18 protein-coding genes and 1 tRNA gene are annotated in these 22,109 nt (G+C 66.4%); 6 read left to right on the top strand and 13 right to left on the bottom strand.

Annotated elements, in window-relative coordinates:
- The first annotated feature begins 68 nt into the window (after positions 1–68).
- Complete coding sequence (locus tag ACM9LZ_RS08020; RefSeq protein ID WP_416618863.1) at positions 69–959, top strand: sugar phosphate isomerase/epimerase family protein; 891 nt, start codon at positions 69–71, stop codon at positions 957–959.
- Positions 960–1,017: 58 nt separating this feature from the next.
- A complete protein-coding gene (gene trhO / locus ACM9LZ_RS08015) occupies positions 1,018–1,779 on the top strand; it encodes an oxygen-dependent tRNA uridine(34) hydroxylase TrhO (protein ID WP_416618862.1) in 762 nt (253 codons plus the stop codon).
- A gap of 16 nt (positions 1,780–1,795) precedes the next feature.
- On the opposite strand, the gene ACM9LZ_RS08010 is transcribed toward trhO, so the two are convergent.
- Positions 1,796–2,986: a head GIN domain-containing protein gene (locus tag ACM9LZ_RS08010; RefSeq protein WP_416618861.1), complete on the bottom strand. Its 1,191-nt coding sequence runs from the start codon at positions 2,984–2,986 to the stop codon at positions 1,796–1,798.
- Positions 2,987–3,232: 246 nt separating this feature from the next.
- Here ACM9LZ_RS08010 and ACM9LZ_RS08005 point away from each other — a divergent pair, with 246 nt between their 5' ends.
- A complete protein-coding gene (locus tag ACM9LZ_RS08005) occupies positions 3,233–3,607 on the top strand; it encodes a ribbon-helix-helix domain-containing protein (protein WP_416618860.1) in 375 nt (124 codons plus the stop codon).
- Between the two features lie 169 nt (positions 3,608–3,776).
- On the opposite strand, the gene ACM9LZ_RS08000 is transcribed toward ACM9LZ_RS08005, so the two are convergent.
- The 3 genes from ACM9LZ_RS08000 to gluQRS form a co-directional block, all read right to left on the bottom strand.
- Positions 3,777–4,661 (bottom strand): TIGR01459 family HAD-type hydrolase, encoded by an 885-nt coding sequence (locus ACM9LZ_RS08000; protein ID WP_416618859.1) that lies wholly within the window; start codon positions 4,659–4,661, stop codon positions 3,777–3,779.
- 269 nt (positions 4,662–4,930) lie between these two features.
- Positions 4,931–5,422 (bottom strand): hypothetical protein, encoded by a 492-nt coding sequence (locus tag ACM9LZ_RS07995; RefSeq protein WP_416618858.1) that lies wholly within the window; start codon positions 5,420–5,422, stop codon positions 4,931–4,933.
- 79 nt (positions 5,423–5,501) lie between these two features.
- Positions 5,502–6,407, bottom strand: a complete 906-nt coding sequence (gene gluQRS, locus ACM9LZ_RS07990; protein ID WP_416618857.1) for a tRNA glutamyl-Q(34) synthetase GluQRS — start codon at positions 6,405–6,407, stop codon at positions 5,502–5,504.
- A gap of 441 nt (positions 6,408–6,848) precedes the next feature.
- Between gluQRS and ACM9LZ_RS07985 the strand changes: the two genes are divergently transcribed.
- Entirely contained in the window at positions 6,849–7,415 is a 567-nt protein-coding gene (locus ACM9LZ_RS07985) for an HNH endonuclease (RefSeq protein ID WP_416618856.1), read from the top strand.
- 20 nt (positions 7,416–7,435) lie between these two features.
- Here ACM9LZ_RS07985 and ACM9LZ_RS07980 read toward each other — a convergent pair whose 3' ends face one another.
- Entirely contained in the window at positions 7,436–7,984 is a 549-nt protein-coding gene (locus ACM9LZ_RS07980) for a D-glycero-alpha-D-manno-heptose-1,7-bisphosphate 7-phosphatase (RefSeq protein WP_416618855.1), read from the bottom strand.
- A 65-nt stretch (positions 7,985–8,049) separates the two neighbouring features.
- Positions 8,050–11,241 carry an isoleucine--tRNA ligase gene (ileS, locus tag ACM9LZ_RS07975; RefSeq protein WP_416618854.1) on the bottom strand — a complete coding sequence of 1,064 codons (3,192 nt, stop codon included), beginning with the start codon at positions 11,239–11,241 and terminating at the stop codon, positions 8,050–8,052.
- A 260-nt stretch (positions 11,242–11,501) separates the two neighbouring features.
- Between ileS and ACM9LZ_RS07970 the strand changes: the two genes are divergently transcribed.
- Positions 11,502–12,737 carry an MFS transporter gene (locus tag ACM9LZ_RS07970; RefSeq protein ID WP_416618853.1) on the top strand — a complete coding sequence of 412 codons (1,236 nt, stop codon included), beginning with the start codon at positions 11,502–11,504 and terminating at the stop codon, positions 12,735–12,737.
- Here ACM9LZ_RS07970 and gcvA read toward each other — a convergent pair.
- Both gcvA and ACM9LZ_RS07960 read right to left on the bottom strand, forming a co-directional pair.
- Entirely contained in the window at positions 12,722–13,618 is an 897-nt protein-coding gene (gcvA, locus tag ACM9LZ_RS07965) for a transcriptional regulator GcvA (RefSeq protein ID WP_416618852.1), read from the bottom strand. The genes ACM9LZ_RS07970 and gcvA overlap by 16 nt on opposite strands.
- 119 nt (positions 13,619–13,737) lie before the next feature.
- Complete coding sequence (locus ACM9LZ_RS07960; protein WP_416618851.1) at positions 13,738–15,723, bottom strand: sensor histidine kinase; 1,986 nt, start codon at positions 15,721–15,723, stop codon at positions 13,738–13,740.
- Between the two features lie 260 nt (positions 15,724–15,983).
- Here ACM9LZ_RS07960 and ACM9LZ_RS07955 point away from each other — a divergent pair.
- A tRNA-Ile gene (locus ACM9LZ_RS07955) sits at positions 15,984–16,059 on the top strand.
- Between the two features lie 390 nt (positions 16,060–16,449).
- On the opposite strand, the gene ACM9LZ_RS07950 is transcribed toward ACM9LZ_RS07955, so the two are convergent.
- The 5 genes from ACM9LZ_RS07950 to ACM9LZ_RS07930 form a co-directional block, all read right to left on the bottom strand.
- Positions 16,450–17,493, bottom strand: coding sequence for a sulfate/molybdate ABC transporter ATP-binding protein (locus ACM9LZ_RS07950; RefSeq protein ID WP_416618850.1), 1,044 nt, complete (start codon positions 17,491–17,493; stop codon positions 16,450–16,452).
- Positions 17,494–17,507: 14 nt separating this feature from the next.
- A complete protein-coding gene (gene cysW, locus ACM9LZ_RS07945) occupies positions 17,508–18,377 on the bottom strand; it encodes a sulfate ABC transporter permease subunit CysW (protein ID WP_416618849.1) in 870 nt (289 codons plus the stop codon).
- A 1-nt stretch (position 18,378) separates the two neighbouring features.
- Entirely contained in the window at positions 18,379–19,230 is an 852-nt protein-coding gene (gene cysT, locus ACM9LZ_RS07940) for a sulfate ABC transporter permease subunit CysT (protein ID WP_416618848.1), read from the bottom strand.
- A 194-nt stretch (positions 19,231–19,424) separates the two neighbouring features.
- A complete protein-coding gene (locus tag ACM9LZ_RS07935) occupies positions 19,425–20,432 on the bottom strand; it encodes a sulfate ABC transporter substrate-binding protein (protein WP_416618847.1) in 1,008 nt (335 codons plus the stop codon).
- Positions 20,433–20,989: 557 nt separating this feature from the next.
- Positions 20,990–21,976, bottom strand: coding sequence for a hypothetical protein (locus ACM9LZ_RS07930; RefSeq protein ID WP_416618846.1), 987 nt, complete (start codon positions 21,974–21,976; stop codon positions 20,990–20,992).
- Positions 21,977–22,109: the final 133 nt, after the last annotated feature.

Here is a 22,109-nt window from a genome sequence, read left to right as displayed (position 1 = left end):
CCTTGGCAAGGGCCGCTGTTCGGCCGATAACCGGTCTGACAGCGTTATCAGAAAAGCGGGGGGGGACGATGGCGGGGATGTTGAAGCGCCTGCTGGGCGCGGGGCTGGGGGCCTGGATGGCCGGGGCCGCCGTACCGGCGGCTTGGACGGCAGACGCTGCCGTGCCAGCAGATCGTATCGCGGTCCAGCTTTACAGCTTGCATGCGGCGCTGCTGCGTGACCCGGCCACGGCCCTGGACCGGCTGCGGGCCATGGGCGTGACGCAGGTGGAAGCCTATGGCACGCTCGGCATGTCGCCCTCCGATTTCCGGGCAGCCCTGGACAAGGCCGGCCTGACGGCCGTGGGCAGCCATGTCTGGCTGGGCGACCTGCGCGACAATCCGGAAAAGATCGTGGAGACGGCGCGTGCGGTCGGCTACCGCTATGTCGGCGTGGCCTGGATCAAGCCGCCGGATGCAAGCCCCGGCCAGGCGATCAGCCGCGCCGACGTGGATGCCGCCATCGCCGCCTACAAGGCCGCATGCCCCGTGCTGAAGGCGGCGGGTCTGGGTGTCATGTACCATATCCACGGGTACGAATTCGTGCCCGATGGTGACGGCATCCTGCTGGACCGTCTGCTGGCCGGGCTGGACCCCGATTGCGTCGATATCGAACTGGACGTGTTCTGGGTGGTGAAGGCCGGGGCCGATCCCGTGGCCCTGCTGGATCGGCTGGGATCGCGGGTGAAAATGCTGCACCTGAAGGACATGGTGCCGCAGGCGGCGGTGGGGGATTTCACCGGTCAGGCGCCGCCGGGCGACTTCGCCCCGGTGGGGCAGGGCCGGGTGGACTGGCCGGCCCTGCTGGCCGCGGCAAGGCGGGCCGGGGTCGAATGGTATGTGCTGGAGGACGAATCGGCCGATGCGGCCCGGCATCTGGAACAGTCGCTGGAATGGCTGCGCGGGCATGCGTTGCCATAGTGGGCGGGCGGGCGCCCGGCTGCTATAAGCGTCGTCAGCCAGACCGGACCCGCCTGCCATGACCGATATCGCCGTCGCCGCGCTTTACCGTTTCCACCCGCTGCCGCATTTCCGCGACCTGCGCCAGCCGCTTTACGACATGATGGCGGCGGCCGGCGTGCGCGGGTCCCTGCTGCTGGCGGCGGAAGGGTTGAACGGCACCATCGCCGGGCCGGCCGCGTTGATGGAGGGCGTGGTCGGCCGGATTGCGGCGATTGCCGGTATCGCGCCGCTGGAACCACGCTGGTCGCAGGCCGGCAGCCTGCCCTTCGGCCGCCTGAAGGTGCGGTTGAAGAAGGAGATCGTGACGATGGGCGTGCCGGCAGCCGATCCGCTGCGCGCCGTCGGCACCTATGTCGAGCCGGAGGACTGGAACGCCCTGATCAGCGACCCGGACACGCTGGTGATCGATACGCGCAACAGTTTTGAAGTGGCGCATGGCACCTTCCGGGGGGCGGTCGATCCCGGCACGGCCAGCTTCGGGCAGTTCCCCGACTATGTCCGCCGCAACCTGGACCCGGCCCGGCAGCGCAGGGTGGCGATGTTCTGCACGGGTGGCATCCGCTGCGAGAAGGCGACAGCCTATATGCTCCAGCAGGGATTCGGGGAGGTCTACCACCTGAAGGGCGGCATCCTGAACTATCTGGAACGGATCGAGCCGCAGGACAGCCTGTGGCAGGGCGGCTGCTTCGTCTTTGACGATCGCGTCGCCCTGGGCCATGGGCTGGTGCCTGTCCATTCCGGTGAGGGCGACGCTGCGGCGGGTGAGCGGGAGGCGTGAGACCGGCCCCGCGGCATCAGCGCGCCAGCCGCACCTCGCCCTTGCCCAGATGATAGACGTTGGGCGTGCCCTCATGCCCGGCCAGGATGACGCGGCCCGGTCCCGTCAGCAGGATTTGCGGGTCGCGCGCCGTGCCGCCAAAATGCAGTTCTCCCGGTCCCGTCAGCCCGGCTGTCAGGCTGCTGGCCGTGCCGGCGCCGATGTCCAGGGTGCCGGGGCCGGGAATGGCCGCCGCCACGGCACCGGACACCGACCCCACCTTGATCGTGCCCGGCCCCGGCACATTGACGCTCAGCCCGTTGTCCACCACGCCCAGCCGCACGCTCGCGGGACCGGTCAGGTCCAGGGCGGCCGTACCGGCCTTGCCGATATTCACGTCGCCCTGGCCCGTGACCCGCACGGCGGCCAGACCCTGGACAGTGCCCAGCGACACGGTGCCCGACCGGGTGATGCGCACACTGGCCGATTCCAGGCCACCGATGGCCATCTCTCCTTCGGCCAGTTCCAGGCGCGCCGGCGCCTGCAGGTCACCATCGACGGTCAGATCGCCAGCAAAATTGTTCACCAGCAGGGGCGTGCCGCGCGGGACCGACACTTCCAGCGTCACGGCGGGGTCGCTGTCGGGGCCGGGTCCCGTGATCCACAGGACCCCGTTGCGGATGGACAGGTTGAACCGTTTGCGGCTGTTCTCCAGCGTGAACAGGATCTGGTCGCCCGCATCCGCCACCTTGATCTTCACACTTCCCTTCACGTTGGCCAGCCGCAGGCCGGCCGGTGCCAGGGCCGTGGCGGTCAGCCGGTTGGTGCCGTCCTGGTCGCTGGACCGGTCCAGGTAGCGGATGTCCGGGTCCCTGCCGCGTGTGGCGTCGGCCTTGGCCGTGGCGGCCTTCGCGGCCGTTTCCAGGGCCGCATCGACACTGCGTCCGATGGCGGCCATGTCGACGGCCTGATGGGGCCGATGGCCTGTCGTGGCGCGGACTTCCGTCCTGTCGGCCGACCTGGTCGTCCTGACCTCAACCTCCGTCTTCAGGCTCCGATGGTCGGAGATCCTGGCGAAATGCTGCTCCGCCCCTGTCAACCAGCCGCCGCCATCCCTGTCCCCTGTGGCCAACGCCCAGCCGATGGTGCCGGCGGTGACCAGGACGGCGACGACTCCACCCAGCGGAATGCCGGGGGTGACACGGGGGCGGTTGCTGGAAGGGGGCATCGGGGGGCGTCCGGATGGGTGGGGCAGGGCGGGGAATCGGCTGGCATCATAGCGCACATCACCGGGCTGTCGCGCAGGGTTTCCTTGCCGAAACAATGTCGCTGGCCTGTTACAAACCCTTGCCGGAAAACGGGTAATCGGAATGGCTATCATAGCACCCGCGACAACCCATTGTCACATACAAGTAGATTCAATATGTTCCGCACAACTGCGAACAACGATTGACAATAGGACGGACGGTTCCAGATGGCCGCAAAACGTCGTCCCCCGACGAATCCCGAAGATACGGCGCCGGAGTCCATGCGGGCTGTGTGCCGAAATGTCATTGTCGGTGGCAAGCGGACCAGCGTTCGGATGGAACCGCTGTTATGGGACTGTCTGACCGAGATATGCCGGCGCGAATCGCATCTGATGAACGATATCGTCACGATGATCGATGCCCGCCGGGGGGACAGCGCCCTGACCGCGGCGCTGCGTATCTTCATCCTCAGCTATTTCCGCACGGCCTCCGATGCGTCGCCGCGCCTGGCAGGCCTGCAGGAGGAACAGGCGGCGTTCGGCACGGCGGCCGACTATTCCGCCGTCTTCCGGCGGGCGCTGGGCGTCTTCGACCCCGGGTGATCCGGCACCGGCCCCGGCTGCATCATGCCCTGCAATCGCCAGTGCCCCTCATGCGGTAGCTTTTGGGCGTTGGCTTTGGGTGTGGGTTTTGGCGACGCGGCCGGGGCCGTGCGGCGGTGGTCGCCGCCGGACCACCTTGCGATGAGTTCTGCTCATCGCAAGAGCGGCATCAGTCCCAGCGCAGGCCGGCGGCGGCACAGGTCGGGCGGTGCGGGCTGGCTTCCAGCAGCCGGCCCAGTTCCGCCGGCCCCGGCAACTGCCCCAGCACGGTGCCCAGTTCCTCGCGATGGATGCCGCCGGTGATCAGCAGGCTGTCGATGCCGGCGGCATTGGCACCGGCGATGTCGGTGCGCAGGCTGTCGCCCACGGCCAGGATGCGGCCGGGGGGCAGCCCGCCCAGCAGGTCGAAACAGCGGCGATAGACGGGGGCGTGCGGCTTGCCGTGATAACGGACATCGCCGCCCAGTTCGCCATAGTGGCGGGCCAGTTCGCCGGCACACAGCACCAGCCGGTCATCGATCACCACCACCAGATCGGGGTTGGCGCACAGCATGGGCAGCCCCAGGTTCCGGCAACGCTGCAGCAGCGGCGCATAATCGACCAGGGTCTCGTCATAGTCGTCGATGCCGGTATTCAGGACGAAATCCGCTTCTTCCGGGCTGTCCACGCGCGCACGGTCGCCCAGGCTGTCATAGACATCATTGTCCCGCGGCGGGCCGATATGGAACAAACGCGGCCCCAGTGCCGCGTGCCAGGCGTCGTTGCGGTCGCGCAACGCCTCGAAACTGGCTTCCCCCGAGGTGTAGAGCGCATCATACAGGTCCGGGGTCACCCCCATGGCCGTCAGCTTGGCCGCTGCGGCCTGGATGCGCCGCGGGGCGTTGGACAGGAGGCAGACGCGCTTGCCGGCCGCGCGCAGCGCGCGCAGGCATTCCACGACCCCGTCATAGGGGCGTATCCCGTCATGCACCACGCCCCACAGGTCCAGGATGAAGCCGTCATAGCGATCGGCGATGCCGGCCAGGCCGGGAAGCAGCGGGACGGGATGCGACATGGCGGAAGAGGTCCGGAACAGAAAGACGGGATGGGGTCAAGGTGGCCGCTGGCCGTACCCGGGGCAAGGCCGGGCGGGGGCATGGCAGCCGTGCCCCCGTGCCATCTGATACGAGCGGCCGAAAATCTTGACCGATGGTCAAGGTTTTCGGCACCTCAAGCGCCGGGCCGGCAGTCGCCGCCGCGCCGCCCATGCGGGGTCGCCAAGCCAACGAATGTTGGCGCCGGCGACTGAGATACCGTGTTGGGTGTCAAGCGGGTCGCGGCGGGTCAGAACAGGTCGTCGATCTCGCTCTGGTCCATGGTGACGGCGGGGTTGCTGTCCTGGACGGAGCCATGGACGATCGCGCTGCCCCGATCCACCAGATCCTGCAGGCGCCGCCAATAGTCGCCGGCCGTGAAGCCCAGCATTTCCGGATCGTCGCGCATGGGCGACAGGGTGGCCACCGCCTCCACGATCAGGCTGTTCATGTCGTTGATGGTGTCATCGAACGGCGCCCGGAATTCCATGGGCACATGGTCATAGGCTTCGATGGCCAGCGGGGCGAAGGCCAGGCCGGATTCCTCGAAATGCTGGCGATAGGTCTTGGGTGTCCAGGCGACGATCTCGTCCAGCATGTCGGGCATGTCGCCAACCATCGACAGCAGCATGATCACTTCGTTGAAATGATTGAAATAGTCCGTCGACAGAAGGGTCCTGTCATCGATGGTGGTGTCGCGGACGCGCTGGCGGTAAAGATCGAACATGGACGTATCTTGCATGGCATGGTCTCCATACCACAATATTTGGCCACAATATCCTTAAAATTGCATCAAGCCTGTTTCCGCTCGCCGTTCCCTTTTACCTTTCCTTCATCGCGCACCCCTCATGGATGGGCATCATTTTACCCCGTGCGCGGGCCCGCACCGTGGCCGGGTCCAACCCTTGGTCCCGCAGCTCCCGCAGGGCGGTGGCGCCGTCGCGTTTGGACAGTCGCTCGCCCCTGTCGTTCAGCAGCAGCCCATGATGATGATAATCCGGAACCGGCAGGCCCAACAGGGCCTGAAGCAGCCGGTGGACGTGTGTGGCGTGAAACAGGTCCTCCCCGCGTGTCACCAGGGTCACACCCTGTAACGCATCATCCACCGTCACTGACAGGTGGTAGGAGGTGCGGACATCGCGCCGGGCCAGCACGACATCGCCCAGCAGGCCGACCAGCGCATCGGTCCGCCCCCGCCCCCGGTCATGCCAGGAAAGCGGGCCGGTCAGTGCCGCCGCCTTCGCCACATCCAGGCGGATGGCATGCGGCTCCCCCGCTGCCACGCGGGCGGCCGCCTCGGCCCGGGGGCGATGCCGGCACAGGCCGGGATAAAGCGGACCCTCGGGCCCCATGGCGACCAGATGCGGGGCATTGCCGGCCCGCGCGATTTCATCCGCGATCTCCTTGCGCGAACAGAAGCAGGGATAGGTGACGCCCAGCCCGTCCAGCCTTTCCAGCGCGGTGGCATAGTCGGCCATATGCTCGGACTGGCGGCGCACCGGTTCTGCCCAGGCCAGCCCCAGCCAGGCCAGATCCGCTTTCAGCGCCACCTCAAATGCCGGGCGGCAGCGATTGGGATCGATATCCTCGATCCGCAATAAAAAGCGCCCGCCCGCCCGCTGTGCCGCATTGAACGCGAACAGGGCGGAATGGGCATGGCCCAGATGCAGATACCCCGTCGGGCTCGGGGCGAAGCGGGTGATGGTGGCGTCGGGCTGTTCTGCCATGTCCTGAAAGCCGGATGGACCGGGGCGGTCCCTATGCAAACGCACTATACCCTCAATGGATGGCGGGTCACAAGGTCAACACCCACAAGGACTTGAGTGTCATTTTCGTTGCAGACGCATGATAAATCCGGAAATCCGCCCTTCGGCGGGTTGCCAGACGGCCTGCGCCGTTATATCTAATTTCCGACGTTCCGGCCTGCCGCCAACCTGTCCGCCGCCCGATGCCAAGGTGTCTCCTCGGGTGGAAGAAGGCGGGGCTCGGGGGTCGGGAACACCGACGGAACGGCGCTGGGGGTGAATCTTGTCACCACCTTATGATTGTTGTCCCGAATTGGTGCTGGCCGGGTCCCCCCGTCCGACCGGCAGGCACCCGCTGTCGCTGAAATCCGGTTCGCACATGGTGCGGTTGCTGATCCAACCTCCATTTCATGGGGGTGGGGCATGAGTGCGACCGTCAGCAATCTCAGGACTTTGGTCCTTAATGCCGACATGCAACCGCTCAGTTGGGCGCCGCTTTCCGTCTGGAACTGGCAGGAGGCGTTCGTCGCCGTCCTCCAGGGCCGGGTGACGCAGTTGCGATCCTATGACGATGTCCGCATCCATTCGGCCACCCGCGCCTTCGAGGTGCCGGCCGTTGTTGCCCTGAAAAGCTACCGCAAGCGCAAACGGGTGGCCTTCACGCGCTACCATCTGTTCCTGCGGGACGAGTTCCGCTGCCAATATTGCGGTCAGCGGCATGATGCGAAGGACCTGACCTTCGATCATGTCATTCCGCGCAGCAAGGGTGGCCTGACGGAATGGTCCAATATCGTCGCCTCCTGTTCCGCCGACAATCTGCGCAAGGGCAGCCGCACGCCGGCACAGGCGGGGATGCGGCTGATGCGCCAGCCGGTGGAACCCTCCCCCATGCAGCTTGACGCCGCGGCCAGACGCATGCCCTGGGCCAAGGACGAACTGCACCAGACCTGGCTGGACTTCCTTTACTGGGACAGCGAATTGCAGGGGTAACAAAGGGCGATCCGCACAGATTATGGCTGTTCGGTATCGGTGGCAGACATCGCGGCGCCGCCCGTCAGGCGGTCCACCTGGGCGAGGAGGCCGGCCGGGTCGATCAGATGGCCGGGCAGCCCCGCCGCCTTGGCGGCCACCAGGTCGCTGTCCTGGTCCCCGATCAGGAAGCTGCCCTGCAGCCGCACGGGCCAGTGGCGCATCAGGTCCAGGATCATGCCAGGGGCCGGCTTGCGCCAGTCGCTCTGCCGCCGGTATCGCGGCAGTGGCGCATCCGCGTGATAGGGGCAATAGCGCCAGTCATCGATAAGTGCCCCCTGTTCGGCCAGCCGCGCCGCCATCCAGCGGTGCAGGCTGGTCACGGCATCTTCGTCGTAGAAGCCACGGGCCACCCCGGATTGGTTGGTGACGACAAAGACGTGATAGCCGCGCCGGTTCAGCAGCCGCACCGCGTCTGCCGCCCCGTCGATCCAGATGATCTGGTCCGGCCGGTGGGGATAGCCGCTATCGACGTTCAGTACGCCGTCCCGGTCCAGAAAGGCCGCCGGTCGCGGCGTCCGGTCCTGCATGCGGGTCACCTCCCTGGCTGACGCCGCCGGGCCCATGGTGGGGGCCCGGCGGCTGGTGCCGATCCTCAGGCCTTGGCCAGGACCAGCGCGATGCTGGTGCCCGACAGGTCGACCGTGACGGGCGTGCCCGGCAGGCTGTCCGGATTGACGGCCAGCGACAGGGCCAGGGTCTCCCGCTTGATCGTTTCGGCATGCGTGGTCAGGGCGCCGGCGATATTGTCCGGCACCTGGGCCGCGATGGTGATCCGGTCGGTGACCTGGAAGCCGCTATCCTTCCGCGTCGACTGCACGGCACGCACAAAGTCGCGGGCCCAGCCTTCGGCTTCCAGTTCCGCATCCACGGTTACGTCCAGCACGACCACGCCCTTGCCGCCGGCGAAGCGGGCCGCGTGGGTGCCTTCCTTGGCCTGGACACGGATGTCGAAATCGCCGGCTTCCAGAACCACACCGGCCAGTTCGACCGTGCCGTCGCCCTTGTCGGTCCATTTGCCCTGCTTGCTGGCGGCCATGACCTCCTTCATCTTCGGACCGACCTTGGGACCGACCACGGCGGCGTTCACGGCCAACTGACGGGTGCCGACTAGGCTGATGTCGGACGACACCACCACCTGCTTCACATTCACCTCGTCGGCGACCAGCGCACCCAGCACCGCGTCGAACTGGCCCTTCAGCCGGTCGGCATCGGGATGGACGATGGTCAGGGTGCGCAGTGGCAGACGGATGCGCAGCTTCTTGGCCTCGCGCAGCGACATGGTCGAGGCACAGATTTCCCGGACAAGGTCGATCTGGCTGGTCAACTCATGGTCAGCCGGCAGGTAGGACACATCCGGCCAATCGGCCAGATGCACCGACGCCTCACCCGTCAGGGCCGTATAGATCCGCTCCGTCACATGCGGCAGCAGCGGGGCCAGCGCCTTGGTCGCCGTCACCAGACAGGTATAGAGCGTGTCATAGGCGTCGCGCTTGTCCTGGCCATCGCCCTCCCCCGCCTCGCGCCAGAAACGCGACCGGGAACGGCGGATGAACCAGTTGTTCAGCGCGTCGTAATAGCCGGTGATGATCGCATAGGCGCCGGGCAGGTCGTAGGCGTCCATGCGGCCTTCGATGCCCTCCACCAGCTCCCGCGTCTTGGCCAGGATGTAACGGTCCAGCAGACCCTTCTGGTCGGCGCGGATCGTCCCCTTCACCTGATCGATATTGGCGTAGAGCGTGAAGAAGCTGTAGGCGTTCCACAGCGGCAGCACGCCTTGCCGCAATGCTTGAGCGATGCCGCGCGCATCCTTGGGCATGGCCAGATCGCCGCCCACCATCAGGGGGCTGGACACCAGATACCAGCGCAGCGCGTCGGCACCCTGGTTGTTCAGCACTTCCACCGGGTCGGGATAGTTGCGCAGACGCTTGGACAGCTTCTGCTTATCCTCGTCCAGCACCACGCCATGGCAGATGACGTTGCGGAAGGGTGCGCAGTCGAACAGGGCCGTGGACAGCACCATCAGCGTGTAGAACCAGCCACGGGTCTGGGCCACATATTCGACGATGAAATCGGCGGGGAAGGCGGCCTCGAACCGTTCCTTGTTCTCGAACGGGTAATGCTGCTGCGCGAACGGCATGGAACCGCTCTCGAACCAGCAATCCAGCACGTCTTCCACGCGGCGCATCATCGACTGGCCGGTCGGATCGTCGGGGTTGGGGCGGGTCAGATGGTCGATGGCGGGGCGGTGCAGGTCGGTGACCTTCACCCCGAAATCCCGCTCCAGTTCTTCGATCGAGCCATAGACGTCGATGCGCGGATAGCGGGGATCATCGCTGCGCCAGACCGGGATGGGCGAGCCCCAGAAGCGGTTGCGGGAGATGTTCCAGTCGCGCGCATTGGCCAGCCAGTTGCCGAAGGACCCATCCTTCACATGGCCGGGGATCCAGTTGATCTGCTGCTGGTTCAGCTCGACCATCCGGTCCTTGAACTTGGAAACCTCGACATACCAGCTATTCACCGCCTTGTAGATCAGCGGCTGATCGGTGCGCCAGCAATGCGGGTAATTGTGCAGATAGGTCTCGTGCCGCAGCACGACGCCGCGCGCCTTCAGGTCCTGGATGATCGGCTTGTTGGCCTCGATCACGTTCAGGCCGACATAGTCGGACACTTCCGCCGTGAAATTGCCGGCCACATCCACCGGCACCTTTACCGGCAGCCCATGGGCCTTGCAGACGGCCAAATCGTCCTCACCGAAGCCGGGCGCCATATGGACGATGCCCACGCCGTCGCCGGTGGTGACGAAATCGGCCACCAGGATCTGGTGCGCCTTCTCCAGCCCCTTGAAATAGGGGAAGATCGGCTCGTAGGTGCGGCCACGCAGGTCGTCCGCCGTCAGCGTCGATTCCTGCTCGTAGCCTTCCAGTTCCTTGGCGTACTTCGCGACAGCCGACGTGGCCAGGATCAGCCGGTCATCGCCCTTGCGCAAGACGGCATATTCGATCTCCGGACCGATGGCCAAGGCCAGGTTGGACGGCAGGGTCCAGGGCGTGGTCGTCCAGGCCAGGATATCCAACGCGCCGGCATCGCCCGCACGCGGGTGCAGGCGGAAACGCACGGTCAGGGCCGGATCCTGGCGCTCGCGGTAGGAATTGTCCAGGCGCGTCTCGAAGTTGGACAGCGGCGATTCCACGGCCCAGCTATAGGGCACGACGCGGTAACCCTCATAGACCAGCCCCTTGTCCCAGAGCTGCTTGAAGGCCCACATCACGCTTTCCATGAAGCTGATGTCCATGGTCTTGTAATCGTTCTGGAAATCGACCCAGCGGCCCTGGCGCGTGACGTAATATTCCCATTCCTGGGTAAAGCGCAGCACCGACACCTGGCAGTGGGCGTTGAACTTGTCGATGCCATATTTCAGGATGTCGTGCCGCCCGGAAACACCCAGTTCCTTTTCGGACTGAAGCTCCGCCGGCAGGCCATGGCAGTCCCAGCCGAACCGGCGTTCGACCTTGCGGCCCTTCATGGTCTGGTAACGCGGCACCAGATCCTTCACGAAGCCCGTGACCAGATGGCCATAATGGGGCAGGCCGTTGGCGAACGGCGGGCCGTCATAGAAGACGAATTCGTTATGCTTGCCGTCCTTTTCCAGCGGGCGGAAATCGACCGATTGTTGGAAAACCGCGTTCTCCTTCCAAATCCGCTGCACCTCTTCCTCGATCCGGGGGAAGTCCGGATTGGGTTCGGCGGCGGGATAGGGCTGGAAGGTTTCAGTGGACGCGGTCATGGGACACCATCTCGTTGGCAATGCCCGAACGGGGCGCGGAGCCGGTCCGCACCCTTGGGAACCTTTCATGTAACGATCCGGGAAAGCCCTGTCCAGAACGGCCCGGCGCAAGGCACGCCTGCCCGTGCCAGGGGGCAGGGCTGCCACCCGGCCACCGGCGGGCCGGGTGAAAACCCTTCATCCTGGAACCGGTCCTTCTCCTTTGTCGCGGGGTCCCGGCGGTTTCCATACTGCCGGGACCGGAACGGCGGGAGGATGGCATGGCGGATAATCGCGCGGGCTGGCTGTGGCTGCTGCCGGCCATGGTCGCGGCGACCCTGATCATGGGGGCGGCGCTGGGGACACGGCAGAGCTTTGGCCTGTACATCGCCCCGTTCTCCTTCGATCACGGCGTGCCGGTGACGCTGATCGCCTTTGCCATCGCCCTGCATAACCTGGTCTGGGGTCTGTCCCAGCCGCTGGCGGGGGCGGCGGCCGATCGCTGGGGGGGCGCCCCCGTGGTGGGGGTGGGTGCGCTGTTCTACGCCGCGGGTCTGGCCCTGTCGGCCCTGCGGCCGGAAGGGTCCATGCTGATCCTGGGTCTCGGCCTGCTGGTGGGGCTGGGGGTCAGTTGCACCAGCTTCGGGGTGGTGATGACGGCTGTGGGCAAGGCCGTGACGCCGGAACGGCGCAGCATGGCCATGGGGCTGGCCAGCGCCGGCGGATCGGCCGGGCAGGCGCTGCTGGTGCCGCTGGCCCAGGCCGTCGATGCCGGCTGGGGCATGGCCGCCTCGCTGCTGGTCCTGGCCGCCATCATCCTGGTGACGGCGCCGCTGGGCCTGCTGCTGGACCGGCGGCGGCCTGCCGGGCCGGTGGTGGTCAAGGCCGCCATGGCGCCGCCGCCCACCACGCTGCGCACGGCCCTGGCCGAAGCGGGCGGGCATGCGGGCTATCGCATGCTGACGCTGGGCTTCTTCACCTGCGGCTTCCAGCTTGCCTTCATCCTGACCCACCTGCCGGGCTATCTGGTGCTGTGCCAGATGCCCGCGGGTCTGGCGGCGACGGCGCTGGCGGCCATCGGCCTGTTCAACATGGGGGGAAGCTGGCTATGCGGCTGGCTTGGCGGGCGCTACCGGCAGCCTCAGGTGCTGGGCTGGCTCTATCTGGTGCGGGGTGGGGCCATCGCCGCCTTCGTGTTCCTGCCCAAGAGCGAGGTGTCGGTGCTGCTGTTCGCGGCCGTCATGGGGGTGTTGTGGCTGGGAACCGTGCCGCTGACCAGCGGGCTGGTCGCCAGACTGTTCGGCGCGCGGCATCTGGGCGCCCTGTTCGGGGTCTGCTTCCTCAGCCACCAGATCGGCGCCTTCCTGGGGTCCTGGGCTGGCGGGCTGGTCTTCGACCTGACAGGGTCCTACACGCCGGTCTGGATCGCCACGGTGGTCATGGGGCTGGCGGCGGCGGCCCTGCATTTCCCGATCGATGACCGGCCCGTGGCCCGGCCGGCCTATGCCGGCCCGTGAAGCCCTTCCTTCAATTCCGCCTTGATCCAGGCACGGAAGGCGGCGACCTCGGGCCGGGCCAGCGATTCCCGGCCTGCGACCAGCCAGTAGCTGACCCGGCTTTGTACGGGCGGGCCCAGCACGGCCACCAGCCGGCCCGCCGACAGGTCCCCGGCGACCAGCGGCAGCCGGCCGATGGCCACGCCCAGCCCCTGCGCGGCGGCGGCCTGCGCCATGTGGATCGTGTCGAAGCGCGATCCGCGTTGCAGGTCCAGCCCCTCCACCCCGGCCAGATCGGCCCAGGCCGCCCAATCCTCCGACGTGCTGACCACATGCAGCAGGGGGCGGCCGGCCAGATCGGCGGGGCTGTGGATGCCGGCGGCCATGGCGGGTGCGCAGACAGGCACCAGATCCTCCGTCACCAGTCTCGTGGCATAGAGGTCCGGCCAGTCGCCATCGCCGCGCCGCAGGGCGACATCGATGCCGTCGCGCGGGAATTCCACCTGCCGCTGTGCGGTATCCACCGTCACCTCGATTTCCGGGTGCCGGGCCTGGAACCGGGGCAGGTTGGGGATCAGCCAGCACAGGCCGAAGGTGGGGGCCACGCTGACCGACAGCCGGCCCGTGGCGCGCCGGCCCGGCACCGCCTCCGTCGCGCGGGCCAGCACCTCCAGCGCCGTGCGCACCTGGGTCAGGTAGGCCGCACCGGCGGGGGTCAGCGACAGGCTGCGGTGACCCCGCGCGAACAGCGCCACGCCCAGCCAGTCCTCCAGCGTGTGGATGGCGTGGCTGACGGCGCTGGGGGTCAGGCCAAGCTCGTCCGCGGCCTGCTTGAAGCTCAGGTGGCGGCCCGCCGCCTCGAACTGGCGCAAGGTGTTCAGCGGCGGCAATCGATAGGCCATGGGCATCCTCCGGCCGGATGGGGGGCAAAGCCTATGCGGTAGGTCTGGCCGGCGGCAATCCCCATCCGCTCACCCGGCGATGAATGCAATTCACCCTTCCGGCCTGCCGGTCCACCGGCTCAATCCGCAGCGCGCACCATCAGGCGGCGGGTTTCGGCCAGATCGGTGGAAAGCGGCACGGTGAAGCTGGCGATGGTGCCGCGCCCGGGCATGCTCTCCAGCTTCAGTTCGCCGCCATGGCGCAGCACAAGGTCGCGCACCAGGGTCAGGCCCAGGCCGGTTCCCGTCTCTCCCTGGGTGCCGGGCCGGCTGGGCTTGGGGCCGGCGCGCAGGGCCTGCTCAAGCTGGGCCGGCTCCATGCCAACCCCCTTGTCGGTGACGGCCAGTTCCAGCCGGTCGCCCAACGCCCGGCTGGTCACATGCACGACGCCGCCCTGATGGCTGAACTTGACGGCATTCATCAGCAGGTTGCGCAGCACGGCCAGGATCATGGTGCGGTCGGCCAGGACCCAGCGGTCGCCCGATGCGTCCAGGATCTGGATATCCTTGGCCTGGGCGGCTGACGCCACATCGCGGATGGCGTCGCCCACCACCTCCCGCATGGGGAAGACGCCGGGGGCGAACGGCGTGCCCGACATTTGCACCCGCGACCATTGCAGCAGGTTCTCCAGCAGGTCGAAAACGCGCCGGGCCATCTCATGCACCGACCGGGCGAAATCGGCCGTATCCTCCGCCCGCATCTTCGGCGCGTGATCGGCCAGTTCCTGCGTCATGCCCAGCATGGCGTTGAACGGCCCGCGCAGATCATGGGAGATCAGGGAGAAGAAGCGCGTCTTTTCCCGGTTGAGGAAATCCAGCTCGTCATGGGCGGCCCGCAGGTCGGCCAGCGCGCGCTCGGCGTCGGCGCGTGCCTGGCGCTCGGCCGCCGCGGCCGCGTCACGCACGGCCAGGGCCCGCTGCATCAACCGGCGCGACACGAAGATCACCACCAGCACCGACGCGATGAACCCGGCCACGGAAATCAGGATGTCCATCAGGATGGACAGCAGGGCCGACAGGGCCGGCGCGATATAGACGACCTGCCAGGGTGAATTGCGCAAGGGCACGACCACGATCTGCGGCTGGATCAGGCCACGGCCGATGACAATCTCGCCCGATGCCTCTGCCGGCAGCCCGGCCGGGTAGACATCGCGCACATGCCGGGGCAGGGATGCCCCGCCGGCCGCGCCATTGCCCGTGATCACACCGCCATCGGCATCGACCAGCAGCAGCATGGCATCGTTCCGGCTGACGGCGCCCAGGGTCTCCTTCAGCCCGGCGATGGGCATTTCCAGCGCCAGGGCCCCGGCATAGCGGCCCTGGAGGCTGACCGGCAGGGCGACGAAGGCGCTGGCCGCATCGCCAGCATCCGGGTCGGGCAGGGTCCAGACGGGGCGGCCCGACGGGTTGGCGGCGGGTGCCGCCCGCTGGAAGGGGGCGTAGGTGGTGACCCGGGACAGCATATTGTCCCGGCTGCTTTCCACCCAGGGCTGGACCGCCACCATGCCCGACAGCGAGGCATATACGAGACGGCGGGCCTGTGGCACGACCCGCTGCGTGACGGCCATCAGGGGCAGCATCTGCACGGCCATGGCCGCTTCCTGCCGCCATCCTGCATGATCGGGCCGAGACAAGGTCGGATCGGCTGCCACGGCAGCCGATGACAGGGCGATGATGTTGCCGATCTGGTCCACCAGATAGGGCGGAGGCAGCCGGTCCATGCTGTACAGCCGGCCCGCCGTGTCATCCGGATTGGATGCCAGCAGGGTCGACAGAAGGCTGGTGTCGGGCACCTCGTCGGGGGCCGGGTATTCGGCATAGAAGAATTCGGCGCGCTGGCGCAGCGCTTCCAGATGGCCGATGGCGGTGTGCATCTGCATGTCCAGGGCCCCGGCGCGGGTGCGGACCTGCACGCCCAGCACAGTCTCGAACCGTTCGATCCGGTCGCTGACATGCGACCAGAGCAGGGCGCCCCCCAGGATGCCGCCGGCCAGAAGGGCCAGGATCAAGGCGCGGTCGATCCGCGCCCCGCCGAACAACGCCGCTCCCCATCCTGATCTTGACACGCGCCCGTCCCCTGTCGCCCTGTCTGGCGGACATCGGCCAAAGCCTTGGCCGAAAAGGGGCCTTGGCCGCCCCCAGCCGGCCCCTTGACCCATTGGTAACACCAAGCGCCGGGGCGGGCAACGCGCAGCCCGGTGAAAGCGGGGGAATCCCTGGCTTCCCGACGGGGGGAGGGCGTTCCTTTTTCCGCAGCGCGCTTTTTTCTGACGAAAAGCGCTTGACACCGGGGCCCGCCCCCTCTATCACCCCCCTCCACGAGAGGGGGCGCGTAGCTCAGGGGTTAGAGCACTCGCCTGATAAGCGAGAGGTCGGTGGTTCGATTCCACCCGCGCCCACCATCCCTTCTCGATGCGAAAAAGCCGGCCTTTGGGCCGGCTTTTTGCGTTTTCGGCTTTTTGCGCTTCCGGCCGGGCGAAGGCTGGGTGCGGGGTTCAGTGGAATCCCCGTGCCGCCATGCAGGCGCAGGACACGGCCACGACGGCCTCAGCACCGCGGGTGCGGCGCAGACAAGCCGTTGGCATGTTGGCACCGGCGATTGAAGGCGGTGACCAGAACCAACAGGTTCTGATCACCGCAAAATAGTATCATGCCCCTGGTATAGGCCGGCGACTGCCGGCCCGGCGCTTGAGGTGCCGAAATATTTGACCGTTGGTATCGGCGGTGACTGCCGCCGCGCGCCACGTGGCGCGCGCCCGAGCCCACGGATGGGGGCGTGGCGCGCGATGCGCCTATCCGGGATAGACGTTGGCCCGGCGCAGGCGCAGCGCCACGGTCTGGCCCGGCGTCAGGGGCGTGGTGGTGGCGTGGCGGTCCAGCACGGCTTCCACCACCTGCCCGTCCAGGGTCAGATCCAGGCGAAGCTGCGGGCCCACCGGCTGCACCAGCCGGATGGTGGCGGGCAGGGTGCCGGGCTCCGGCACGTCGGCCAGATCGATGTCATGGGCCCGGATATAGGCGGTGGCCGGACCGGGCGGCGGCAGGTCGTTGACCACGGGGACACGCACGCCGCCGATCAGGGCGGCCCCGTCCGCCACGGTGCAGTCCAGCCGCGTGCCGGACCCCAGGAAATCGCAGACGAAGGCGGAGGCGGGGCTGTCATAGACCTCTGCCGGGGTGCCCACCTGCTCGATGCGGCCCTTATTGAGGATGGCCACGCGGTCGGCCAGTTCCAGCGCTTCTTCCTGGTCATGGGTGACGAACACGGTCGTCACGCCCATGCCCTTGTGGATATCGCGCAGCCAGCGACGCAGTTCCTTGCGCACCTTGGCGTCCAGGGCGCCGAACGGCTCATCCAGCAGCAGCACGCGCGGTTCGGTGGCCAATGCGCGGGCCAGGGCCACGCGCTGGCGCTGGCCGCCGGAAAGCTGGTTGGGGTAGCGCCCCGACAGGGGACGCAACTGCACCAGTTCCAGCAGGTCATGGACGCGGTTGCGGATATCGTCTTCCGACAGTTTCGGCTTGCGGCGTGATACCCGCAGGCCGAAGGCCACGTTCTCGAACACGGTCATGTGGCGGAACAGGGCGTAATGCTGGAAGACGAAGCCGACGCGGCGGGCATGGGGCTCCGACACGGTGGCGTCCACGCCCTCGATCAGCAGCGTCCCCTCGTCGGCATAGTCCAGGCCGCCGATCATGCGCAGCAGCGTGGTCTTGCCCGAGCCGCTGGGGCCCAGCAGGGCCATCAGCTCCCCCGGCCTTATGTCGAGGTCGATGCCGTCCACAGCCGCGAAGCCGCCAAACCGCTTGGTCAGTTTCTGGATATTGATGCTCATGGGTCTGTTCCCGATCAATGACGGCGGGCGGCGGCGGCCAGTTCGGCGCCGTGGCGCCATTCCAGCAGCGACTTGGCAACCAGCGTCACCAGGGCCAGGATGGCCAGCAGCGACGCCACGGCGAAGGCGGCGACGAAATTATATTCGTTGTAGAGAATCTCGACATGCAGCGGCATCGTGTTGGTCAGGCCCCTGATATGGCCCGACACCACGCTGACGGCGCCGAATTCCCCCATCGCCCGGGCATTGCACAGCAGCACGCCATACAGCAGGCCCCAGCGGATGTTGGGCAGGGTGACACGCCAGAAGGTCTGCCAGCCCGACGCGCCCAGCGTGATGGCGGCCTCTTCCTCCTCCACGCCCTGGGCCTGCATCAGCGGGATCAGTTCGCGGGCCACGAAGGGGAAGGTGACGAACAGGGTCGCCAGCACCAGCCCCGGCACCGCGAACACGATCTGGATGCCATGTTCGCGCAGGAAGGGACCCATCAGCCCATGCGCCCCGAACAGCAGCACATAGACAAGGCCCGAAATGACGGGACTGACCGAGAAGGGCAGGTCGATCAGGGTCAGCAGCAGCGATTTGCCGGGGAATTTGTGCTTGGCGATGGCCCAGGCGGCGCTGATGCCGAAAACGACATTGACGGGCACGGCGATGGCGGCGACCAGCAGTGTCAGCCGGATGGCGGCCAGCGCATCCGGCTCCACCAGCGCTTCCAGATAGGGGCCGAAGCCGCGGCGCAGTGCCTCGGTGAACACGGCCGCCAGCGGCAGCAGGATGAAGAAGCCGAGAAAGCCCAGCCCGGCCAGCAGGATCAGGGCCTTCACCCAGCGCGGTTCGGCCAGAGCGACGCGGGATTTGGGGGAGAATGACGATCCGGCCATGTCAAACCCCCGCCCAGCGCCGGGACCAGCGCTGCAAAAGATTGATGACCAGCAGCATCAGGAAGGAGATGACCAGCATGGCGACACCGATCGCGGCGGCACCGGCATAGCTGAACTGTTCCAGCTTGATGACGATCAGCAGCGGTGCGATCTCCGACACCATGGGCATGTTGCCCGCGATGAAGATCACCGATCCATATTCCCCGACGGCCCGCGCCAGCGCCAGGGCGAAGCCCGTCAGCAGGGCGGGGAAGATCACGGGCAGGATGACGCGGATGAAGGTTTCCAGCCGCGTGGCGCCCAGGCAGGCCGCTGCCTCTTCCAGCTCGGCGTCCAGTTCCTCCAGCACGGGCTGCACGGTACGCACGACAAAGGGCAGGCCGATGAAGGTCAGTGCCACGATGATCCCCAGCGGCGTATAGGCGACCTTGATGCCCAGCGGCTCCAGATACTGTCCCACCCAGCCGTTCGGCGCGTAGAGCGAGGTCAGCGCGATGCCGGCCACGGCCGTGGGCAGGGCGAAGGGCAGATCGACGATGGCGTCGATCACCCGCTTGCCGGGAAAATCGTAGCGCACCAGCATCCAGGCGACGGCCAGACCGAACACGGCATTGACCAGGGCGGCCCCCAGCGCCGTGCCGAAGGACAGGCGCAGGGCCGCCAGCACGCGGGGCTGCGTCACCTCCTCGATGAAGCCGGCAAGGCCCAGTTCCCAGGGGCGCAGCACCAGTGCGGCCAGCGGGATCAGCACGATCAGGGTCAGGTGGGTCAGCGTGATGCCGAGCGTCAGGCCGAAGCCGGGGATGATGGTCCGCTCACGCCGGCTGAAAGGGATAAGGGAACGCGCGGTCATGGCCGGCTTCCCCCATGGGGTTCCACCGGAAAAGGATGGAAAGGTGGCTTCGAACGCAAAGCGATGTTCCTGCCCAAGGCCGGCCCCCTCGCATCAAAGGGTGCCCGCCGGCCCTGGAGGGGGCCAGCGGGTGGGAAGGGGCCAGGGTAATGCACTTGCCCGTCACCACCAAGCGGCGTGAAGGGCCCGAACCGTCAGCGTCCCGGCTTGTAGATCTGGTCGAACACGCCGCCATCGGCGAAATGCGCCTTCTGGGCCACGCTCCAGCCGCCGAACTTGGAAATATCGAACAGGGCCAGTTCAGGGAACCGGTCGGCATATTTCTGGGCAAGCTGCGGCAGGCGCGGGCGGTAATAATGCTTTGCCGCCAGTTCCTGCCCTTCCGGCGTGTAGAGATAGGTCAGATAGGCCTCGGCCACCTTGCGCGTGCCCTTGCGGTCGACATTCTTGTCGACGACGGCCACGGGCGGTTCGGCCAGGATCGACACGGACGGCACCACGATCTCCAGCTTGTCGGGCCCCAGTTCGTTGATGGCCAGGAAGGCCTCGTTCTCCCAGGCCAGCAGGACGTCGCCGATACCGCGCTGCACGAAGGTGGTGGTGGAGCCGCGGGCACCGGTATCCAGCACCGGCACGTTGCGGAACAGCCTCGTCACGAAGTCCTTGGCCGCTTCCTCGCTGCCGCCCGCCTTGTCCTGGGCATAGCCCCAGGCGGCCAGATAGTTCCAGCGCGCGCCGCCGGAGGTCTTCGGATTGGGGGTGATCACCTGGATGCCGGGCTTCACCAGGTCGTCCCAGTCCTTGATGCCCTTGGGATTGCCCTTGCGCACCAGGAAGACGATCGTGCTGGTATAGGGCGTGGAATTGTACGGCAGCTTGGCTTGCCATTCCTTGGACAGAAGATCGGTATGTTCGGCAATGGCGTCGATGTCGCTGGCCAGGGCCAGCGTCACGACGTCGGCGTCCAGCCCGTCGATGACGGAGCGCGCCTGCTTGCCCGAGCCGCCATGGGAGACCCGGATCTCCAGCGCCTCGCCCGTCTGGGTCTTCCAGTGCTTGGCGAACGCCTCGTTGAACTCCCGGTAAAGCTCCCGGGTCGGGTCATAGGAGACGTTCAGGATCTGGCCGCTGCCCCACACGGGCGTCACGGCCATGGTCAGCAGGGCGGCGGTGGTCAGGGCGATGCGCTTGAACCATTTCATCGTGGTGAACTCCCCTCATCTGTTGGCGGTGCAGCCACGAATCCGGTTCGTGGCGCTTTAGCGTTTGGTGACGCGGCGCAAGCTGCGCGATCAAATTGCCGCGGCCGGGGAACTATCCCTATCGGCGATATGGACTTTCGTTTGTCCAGATTTAACTGTCAATAAAAATTTTTAACACAAAAAATTTGTGATTAATGTGAAAAGAAAGGGAAAAATCTGCACTGTCGGATGAAACTCATCTTTTTTTTAAAAAGATACAGGCGATCGGTCCCTGCGGCCTGTCGGCCTTCATCGTCACCGCCTGAATGCCCGGCCCGACAATGCCGGCGACCGGGGCCTCGCACCGGAAACGGCGAACCCGGAAACGGCGAACGTCGCCCGCAACTCCCCCGGGGCCGGACGCCGCAGGTCTGTCAGGTCGCCCGATCATCTTGTGTCGGATGATCTTGTGAATTGCCGCATGAAGGCGGCACCCGATCCGGCGGGCGCGTTAACCATAGAATATGGCTGAATCGACCCATCAAGGAAGCGAAAATCCACAGCACGGCATTTGTGGATCAGCCGCCGCGCTGCCAGACCTTGCTGATCAGGAAATTCTTGGCCAGGAACTGATAAGTCTTTTTCAGGCGCCCCTCGGTCTCCGGCTCCTTGTCGATCTCGTTCCCGTCCCACAGGTCGACCATCTCGTCCCACACCATCAGCAGGGTGTGAAGCTCGTCACGCATGCGGCGGATGAAGGCGACCTGGGCATCGAAGGTGCGGAGCATGGCCATCACCTCCGACGTCTGGGCATCGACCTGCTCGAAAATATCGTCGAAATTGCTGATGGGCGTCTTGGCCAGGGCCTGCATGCGGGCCAGATCGGACGTGATCTGCCCGTCGCCCTTGAAACTGCGCTTGGCCTGGCCCAGTTTGGCCATGACCTTCTGGACCTGCCCGTAACGGTCGCGCAGCGCTTCGATATAGGAGAGTTCGCGGGCCAGATAATCGACCTTGTCGACCATCTCCTGCTTGCGCTCCTCCGGCAGGCCGAACTGCTTGGCCAGCTTGGAAAAGGCCTCCTGCGCCTTGGTCTTGGTCTGGGGGTCCTCGACGATCTGCTCCAGCTTGAAACGGTCGGTGACCATTTCTTCCCGGCCGGTGATCCAGGAGACGAGCTGCAGGGTCAGACGGCCCCGGGCAATCGTCAGATGCCGTTCATCGACGCGCCATGACGCGGACCCGTCCAGCAATTCACGGGGAATGCTGTCGCCGGGCCTGATTTCCTTCACATATTTCAGGCCCTTCTCGACGATGGAGAGCAGCCGTGCATCGTCGCTCTTCTCTTCGATCTGGAAGCTCTCCCGCAGGGTGCGGAATGGAATCTTGCCCCAGACATCGCCCAGATGGACGTTGAACACCGGGTCATTGTTATCCCTGGACAGGCAGAAATATCCGCCGGGCAGAGCGAAGACTTTGCTGGTGAACAGGAAATGGGTGCTGGCACTCGTTCCCTGTTGATCCGAATTCTGGCCTTCCGCTTCGGCTGTTTGATTATCTGACACCGATTGCATCCGAGCAGGCCCGTCCCCCCATGTTCCAACTAAAACCTATCATACAGACAAGTCATGACGTTGGCGACTGATACCGCATCACCTAAAGCGCAGATTGACGCCGTCTTCATCTGATTTTGGTGGA

Source organism: Niveispirillum fermenti, from assembly GCF_048066175.1.
Taxonomy (GTDB): Bacteria; Pseudomonadota; Alphaproteobacteria; order Azospirillales; family Azospirillaceae; genus Niveispirillum; species Niveispirillum fermenti.
Note: the sequence above shows the minus strand (reverse complement) of the source record. Positions and strands in the feature narration are given on the sequence as shown.

Coding starts and splice junctions, on each gene's coding strand:
- ACM9LZ_RS08020 (WP_416618863.1), top strand. CDS start 69: ATGGCGGGGATGTTGAAGCGCCTGCTGGGCGCGGGGCTGGGGGCCTGG.
- trhO (WP_416618862.1), top strand. CDS start 1,018: ATGACCGATATCGCCGTCGCCGCGCTTTACCGTTTCCACCCGCTGCCG.
- ACM9LZ_RS08010 (WP_416618861.1), bottom strand. CDS start 2,986: ATGCCCCCTTCCAGCAACCGCCCCCGTGTCACCCCCGGCATTCCGCTG.
- ACM9LZ_RS08005 (WP_416618860.1), top strand. CDS start 3,233: ATGGCCGCAAAACGTCGTCCCCCGACGAATCCCGAAGATACGGCGCCG.
- ACM9LZ_RS08000 (WP_416618859.1), bottom strand. CDS start 4,661: ATGTCGCATCCCGTCCCGCTGCTTCCCGGCCTGGCCGGCATCGCCGAT.
- ACM9LZ_RS07995 (WP_416618858.1), bottom strand. CDS start 5,422: ATGCAAGATACGTCCATGTTCGATCTTTACCGCCAGCGCGTCCGCGAC.
- gluQRS (WP_416618857.1), bottom strand. CDS start 6,407: ATGGCAGAACAGCCCGACGCCACCATCACCCGCTTCGCCCCGAGCCCG.
- ACM9LZ_RS07985 (WP_416618856.1), top strand. CDS start 6,849: ATGAGTGCGACCGTCAGCAATCTCAGGACTTTGGTCCTTAATGCCGAC.
- ACM9LZ_RS07980 (WP_416618855.1), bottom strand. CDS start 7,984: ATGCAGGACCGGACGCCGCGACCGGCGGCCTTTCTGGACCGGGACGGC.
- ileS (WP_416618854.1), bottom strand. CDS start 11,241: ATGACCGCGTCCACTGAAACCTTCCAGCCCTATCCCGCCGCCGAACCC.
- ACM9LZ_RS07970 (WP_416618853.1), top strand. CDS start 11,502: ATGGCGGATAATCGCGCGGGCTGGCTGTGGCTGCTGCCGGCCATGGTC.
- gcvA (WP_416618852.1), bottom strand. CDS start 13,618: ATGGCCTATCGATTGCCGCCGCTGAACACCTTGCGCCAGTTCGAGGCG.
- ACM9LZ_RS07950 (WP_416618850.1), bottom strand. CDS start 17,493: ATGAGCATCAATATCCAGAAACTGACCAAGCGGTTTGGCGGCTTCGCG.
- cysW (WP_416618849.1), bottom strand. CDS start 18,377: ATGGCCGGATCGTCATTCTCCCCCAAATCCCGCGTCGCTCTGGCCGAA.
- cysT (WP_416618848.1), bottom strand. CDS start 19,230: ATGACCGCGCGTTCCCTTATCCCTTTCAGCCGGCGTGAGCGGACCATC.
- ACM9LZ_RS07935 (WP_416618847.1), bottom strand. CDS start 20,432: ATGAAATGGTTCAAGCGCATCGCCCTGACCACCGCCGCCCTGCTGACC.